General features: G+C 68.8%; 5 protein-coding genes and 1 pseudogene. All 6 read right to left on the bottom strand.

Annotated features, from left to right (window positions below; genetic code table 11):
- Positions 1 to 89: 89 nt before the first annotated feature.
- Positions 90 to 866 carry a phosphate ABC transporter ATP-binding protein PstB gene (gene pstB, locus ACNFOC_RS50540; RefSeq protein WP_033281351.1) on the bottom strand — a complete coding sequence of 259 codons (777 nt, stop codon included), beginning with the start codon at positions 864 to 866 and terminating at the stop codon, positions 90 to 92.
- Between the two features lie 48 nt (positions 867 to 914).
- Positions 915 to 1,976, bottom strand: coding sequence for a phosphate ABC transporter permease PstA (gene pstA, locus ACNFOC_RS50535; protein WP_416965724.1), 1,062 nt, complete (start codon positions 1,974 to 1,976; stop codon positions 915 to 917).
- The gene (gene pstC / locus ACNFOC_RS50530) at positions 1,973 to 2,983 is read right to left on the bottom strand and encodes a phosphate ABC transporter permease subunit PstC (protein WP_416965723.1); all 1,011 of its coding nucleotides are present in this window, start codon (positions 2,981 to 2,983) and stop codon (positions 1,973 to 1,975) included. The genes pstA and pstC overlap by 4 nt, the downstream gene beginning before the upstream one ends.
- A gap of 106 nt (positions 2,984 to 3,089) precedes the next feature.
- Entirely contained in the window at positions 3,090 to 4,214 is a 1,125-nt protein-coding gene (gene pstS, locus ACNFOC_RS50525; protein WP_416965722.1) for a phosphate ABC transporter substrate-binding protein PstS, read from the bottom strand.
- A gap of 327 nt (positions 4,215 to 4,541) precedes the next feature.
- On the bottom strand, positions 4,542 to 4,985 hold the full coding sequence (locus ACNFOC_RS50520) for an NUDIX hydrolase (RefSeq protein WP_416965721.1): 444 nt from the start codon (positions 4,983 to 4,985) through the stop codon (positions 4,542 to 4,544).
- Positions 4,986 to 5,037: 52 nt separating this feature from the next.
- Positions 5,038 to 5,365, bottom strand: a pseudogene (locus tag ACNFOC_RS50515) (CHAD domain-containing protein); the annotation flags it as partial.

The raw sequence follows: 5,365 nt of genomic DNA, 5'->3' as shown, positions 1-5,365 counted from the left end.
GGCCCGCCCCCGGGAGCCAGGGGCGGGCCCTTTTCGGCCTCGCGGTGGCACCGCCATGCAGCACCGCGAGGGGTTCTTGGGGGCGGGGTCTAGCCGAAGCGGCCCGAGATGTAGTCCTCGGTGGCCTGGACCGACGGGTTGGAGAAGATGCGTTCCGTGTCGTCTATCTCGATGAGCCTGCCGGGCTGGCCGACCGCCGCGAGGTTGAAGAAGGCCGTACGGTCCGAGACGCGCGCCGCCTGCTGCATGTTGTGCGTCACGATGACGATCGTGAAGCGTTCCTTCAGCTCGCCGATCAGGTCCTCGATCGCGAGCGTGGAGATGGGGTCCAGGGCCGAGCAGGGCTCGTCCATCAGCAGGACCTTCGGCTCCACCGCGATCGCCCGCGCGATGCACAGGCGCTGCTGCTGGCCGCCGGAGAGGCCCGAACCGGGCTTGTTCAGGCGGTCCTTGACCTCGTTCCAGAGGTTCGCGCCCTTCAGGGACTTCTCCACCACGTCCGACAGCTCGCTCTTCTTGTAGCTGCCGTTCAGGCGCAGGCCCGCCGCCACGTTGTCGAAGATCGACATCGTGGGGAACGGGTTCGGGCGCTGGAAGACCATGCCGATCTCGCGGCGCACCGACACCGGGTCGATGCCGTGGCCGTAGAGGTCCTCGTCGTCCAAGAGCACCTTGCCCTCGACCCGGCCGCCGGACGTGACCTCGTGCATACGGTTGAGCGTGCGCAGGAACGTTGACTTGCCGCAGCCGGAGGGGCCGATGAACGCCGTCACCGAGCGCGGCTCGACCGTCATCGAGATGTCTTCGATTGCCTTGTGGGAGCCGTAGAAGGCGGTGAGCCCGCTTACGTCGATTCGCTTGGACATGACTGCTTCACTTCCAGAGATTCAGAACGGTCGCTGAGGGGGTCGCGGTCAGCGACCGGTCTTGGGGGCCTTCCAGCGGGCGATGCCGCGGGCCACCAGGTTGAGGATCATCACGAAGGCGATCAGGGTGAGCGAGGCCGCCCAGGCACGGTCGTAGGCCGCGCCCGCGCCCGCGCTCTGCGCGAACTGCTGGTAGATGTACAGCGGCAGCGACGCCTGCGCCCCGTGGAACGGGTCGTTGTTGATGAACGGGTTGCCGAACACCAGCAGCAGGACGGGCGCGGTCTCACCGGCGATGCGCGCCACCGACAGCATGATGCCGGTGGTGATGCCGCCGATCGCGGTCGGGAGGACGACCTTGAGGATCGTGCGCCACTTCGGGATGCCGAGGGCGAGCGATGCCTCGCGCAGCTCGTTCGGTACGAGCTTCAGCATCTCCTCGGTGGAGCGGACCACGACCGGCATCATCAGGATGGCCAGGGCCAGCGAACCGGCGAAGCCGAAGGGCTCCATGTCCCACATGAGCATCAGGGACAGGATGAACAGACCCGCGACGATCGACGGGATGCCCGTCATGACGTCGACGAAGAACGTGACCGCCTTCGACAGCGCGCCCTGTCCGTACTCGACCAGGTAGATCGCGGTGAGCACACCGATCGGGGCGCCGATCAGGGTGGCGAGGCCGACCTGCTCCAGGCTGCCGATGATGGCGTGGTAGATACCGCCGCCGGGCTCGGAGTCGGCGACCACACCCATCGAGTGGGTCAGGAAGTAGACGTTCAGGACCTTCACGCCGCGCGAGATCGTCGTCCACAGGAGGGAGACGAGCGGGATCACGGCGAGGACGAACGCGACCCAGACCAGGCTGGTCGCGACCCGGTCCTTGGCCTGGCGGCCGCCTTCGACACGGGAGGCGATGACGTACGTACCGATGACGAAGAGGATCGCCGCGATCAGGCCCCACTGGATCTTGCTGTCGAGGCTGCCGGCCAGTCCGATGAGGACGGCCAGGACGATGGACCCGCCGGCGATCGCGTACGGCGACCACTTGGGGAGGGTGGCGCCCTGGAGGGTGCTCGCGGGCTTTTCCGCTACGGCTGCGTGGCTCATGCGTTGGCCCCCGAGTACTCCGAGCGGCGGGCGATGATGAGCCGGGCCGCGCCGTTGACCAGCAAGGTGATGACGAACAGGACCAGACCGGAGGCGATGAGCGCGTCCCGGCCGTCCTGCGACGCCTCGCTGAACTTGCTGGCGATGTTCTGGGCGAAGGTTCCGCCGCCCGGGTTGAGCAGGCTGCCGTGGATCAGGAAGTCCGGGGAGAGCACGGTGGCGACGGCCATCGTCTCGCCGAGCGCGCGGCCGAGGCCGAGCATCGAGGCGGAGATCACTCCGGAGCGGCCGAAGGGGATCACCGCCATGCGGATGACCTCCCAGCGCGTGGCGCCGAGGGCGAGGGCGGCCTCTTCGATCATCTGCGGGGCCTGGCGGAAGACCTCGCGGCTCACGTTGGTGATGATCGGCAGGATCATGATCGCCAGCAGGATGCCGACGGTGAGCATCGAGCGGGGGGCTCCCTGGTCCCAGGAGAAGATCCCGGTCCAGCCGAAGTAGTCGTTCAGCCACCCGAAGAGCCCGACCATGTGCGGTACGAGGATCAGGGCGCCCCACAGGCCGTACACGATGGACGGTACGGCGGCCAGCAGGTCGATCACGTAGGAGACCGGGCCGCGGAGCTTGCGCGGGGCGTAGTGCGTGGTGAACAGGGCGATGGCGACCGCGACCGGGACCGCGATGACCATGGCGATGATCGAGGACACCACGGTGCCGAACGCCAGGACGGCGATGCCGAACTTCGGCGGCAGCAGGTTGGTGTTCCACTCGAAGGTGGTGAGGAAGTTCGCGTGGTCCTTGCTGATCGCGAGGGAGGCGCGATAGGTGAGGAAGACCGCGATCGCGGCCATGATCGCCAACAGCAGGATGCCCGACCCGCGGGAGAGACCGAGGAAGATCCGGTCACCGGGTCGGGTGGCGCCGCGTGCGGTGCGCTTCTGCGCGGCGGCGGAGGGCTCGGGGGTGGGAGGCGGTGCCTCTGTGGGGTTCTTGGTCGATATGTCCATCAGGATTCTCCGGTCTGCGGGTCCACACGTGCTGTGTGCGGTCCGTGGCGGCGGTGCACCGGACGGTGCGGCCGGGTCCCGGTGGGGACCCGGCCGCACACTCGGATTAGCTCAGGCCCGCGATGGTGGCGCGGACCTTCGTGATGATCGCGTCGGGGATCGGCGCGTAGTCGATGGTGCTGAGCACCTTCTGGCCGTCCTCGCTGGCGATGTAGGTGAGGAACGCCTTCGTCGCGGGCAGCGTGGAGGCCTTGTTGCCCTTGTCGCAGACGATCTCGTAGGTGACCAGGGTGATCGGGTACGCGCCCTCGGCCTTGGTGTTGTAGTTCAGCTGGAGCGACAGGTCCGAACCGGTGCCGACGACCTTGGCGTCGGCGATGTCCTTGGTGGCGCTGTCGGTGCTCGGGGCGACCGGGGCGGAGGCGCCGGTGTCGATGCTGACGGCCTTCACGCCGTCACCGACGTAGGAGAGCTCGAAGTAGCCGATGGCACCCGAGGTCGCCTTGACCTGCTGGGCGACGCCCGCCGAGCCGGCCGCGGACTGGCCGCCCTTGGCCTGCCAGGCCTTGCCGCCGGAGTACTTCCAGTTGGCCGCGGTGGTGGCGATCAGGTACTTGGTGAAGTTGTCCGTGGTGCCGGACTCGTCCGAGCGGTGGAACGCCTGGATCTTGAGGTCGGGCAGCGTCGCGGACGGGTTCAGCTTCTTGATCGCCGCGTCGTTCCACTTGGTGATCTTGCTGTCGAAGATCTTCGCGAGCGTCGGGGCGTCCAGGACCAGGTTGTCGACACCCGGGACGTTGTAGCCGAGCGCGATCGGGCCGCCGACCATCGGGAGGTCGATGCCCTGGCCGCCGGAGCAGACCTGCTTGGAGGCGGTGACCTCTTCGGGCTTCAGCGCGGAGTCGGAACCGGCGAAGGCCAGCTGACCCTGGTTGAAGGAGGTGACACCGGCGCCGGAGCCGCCGCCCTTGTAGTTGATCTGGACGCCACAGGCCTGGCTGAACGCCTTGACCCACGCGTCGATCGCGTTCTTCTGCGCGGACGAGCCGTCGGCGAGCAGCTGACCCTTGGCGTTGTCGCACTTGATCGAGCTGGCGTTGGTCGACGAGGAGCTGTTGCTGCTCGTCGAGCCGCCGTTGTCGTCCGAGCCGCACGCCGTGAGGGCCAGGGCGCCGGAGACGGCGAGAGCACCGAGGGTGAGGGCCCGCCGGTTCATGCGCTGAAGCTTCACTTGAAAGAGTTCCTTCCGAGAGCCGCCGTCCTGAATTACGGCGGCGTGCGAAGACGGGGTGACGCGGGTGGCGACCCCCAGGTCGCGGCTCGCATCGCGTAAGGCCGAAATTAGGCAGAACAGGTGAAGGCGCCTATGGGCATAAGTGAACGGAGGGTGAACCCCTGTGGGCGGTGCGGTTAGGTCACGGAACGCTCACGTCGAGGACACGGGCTGATTCCGGACTATGCCAGGTGTGGCGGCGTCTGGAGCGCGTCCACGAGGGTGCGGTCCCCCGGCCGGGTGAGGCGGTTTTGGGCGGCCGACGGGGAGTGCCGCGCCGGCCCCTCACGGCTCGCGCCCGTCCTCGTCGGTGCCGATGGCGATGAGGACGAGGGAGATCAGGTCCCGGTCCCGCTCGTAGCTGAGCCGCTCGTGGGCCTCGTCCGGCGTGACCCAGCGCACCACGTCGACCTCGTCGTTGGGCGCGAAGGCCCCGCCGGTCGACTCCGCCGCCCAGTAGCGGACCTCCTTGGGCCGCCCGTGATGGTCGAGGTACCGGGCCGACGGGAGCCGCGCCCCCAGCCGGCACGTGTGGCCGGTCTCCTCCAGCACCTCGCGGCGGGCCGCCTCCTCGAAGGTCTCACCCCGTTTGAGCTTGCCCTTGGGCCACGACCAGTCGGCCCACTTGGGCCGGTGGACCAGCGCCAGTTCGAGGTGTCCGGCGGACGGGCGGCGCCACAGGACGCAGCCGGCCGCCTGGACGATGGTGTCGTTCGTGGAGGAAGTCACTGGTCGTTCACCGTCTCCTCTGCGCGGGGTGGTGCGCGGCTTTGCCGGGGTGTCAGGGGGTGCCCACCGCCTGCTTCTGCCACGACTGCTGGAAGGCGAAGCGGGCCGCCTCCACCTCGTGGCGCTGGTCGGCGTGGAGCACCCCGAGCGCGTACGCGGTCGCCGGGGCGATGCGCGGTGTGCGGGCCGCCGACGCGGCGGCCGCGGCGGCCTCCGAGGCGTCCCGGTGCAGATTGAGGGCCTGGCCGGCCGTCAGCAGGCGTACGTCCGTCGGAGCGCCGTCTCCGTGCAGGACCTCGCCGGCGTAGCGGTGCAGGCGCAGCAGCAGGCGGACCTGGTGCCAGGGGCCGTCCTGGGGGTGCGGGGCGGTGTCGGGGGAG

Source organism: Streptomyces colwelliae (genome assembly GCF_048158785.1).
Lineage (GTDB): Bacteria > Actinomycetota > Actinomycetes > Streptomycetales > Streptomycetaceae > Streptomyces.
The sequence above is the reverse complement of the archived record's forward strand: the minus strand, read 5'-3'. Positions and strand labels throughout refer to the sequence as shown.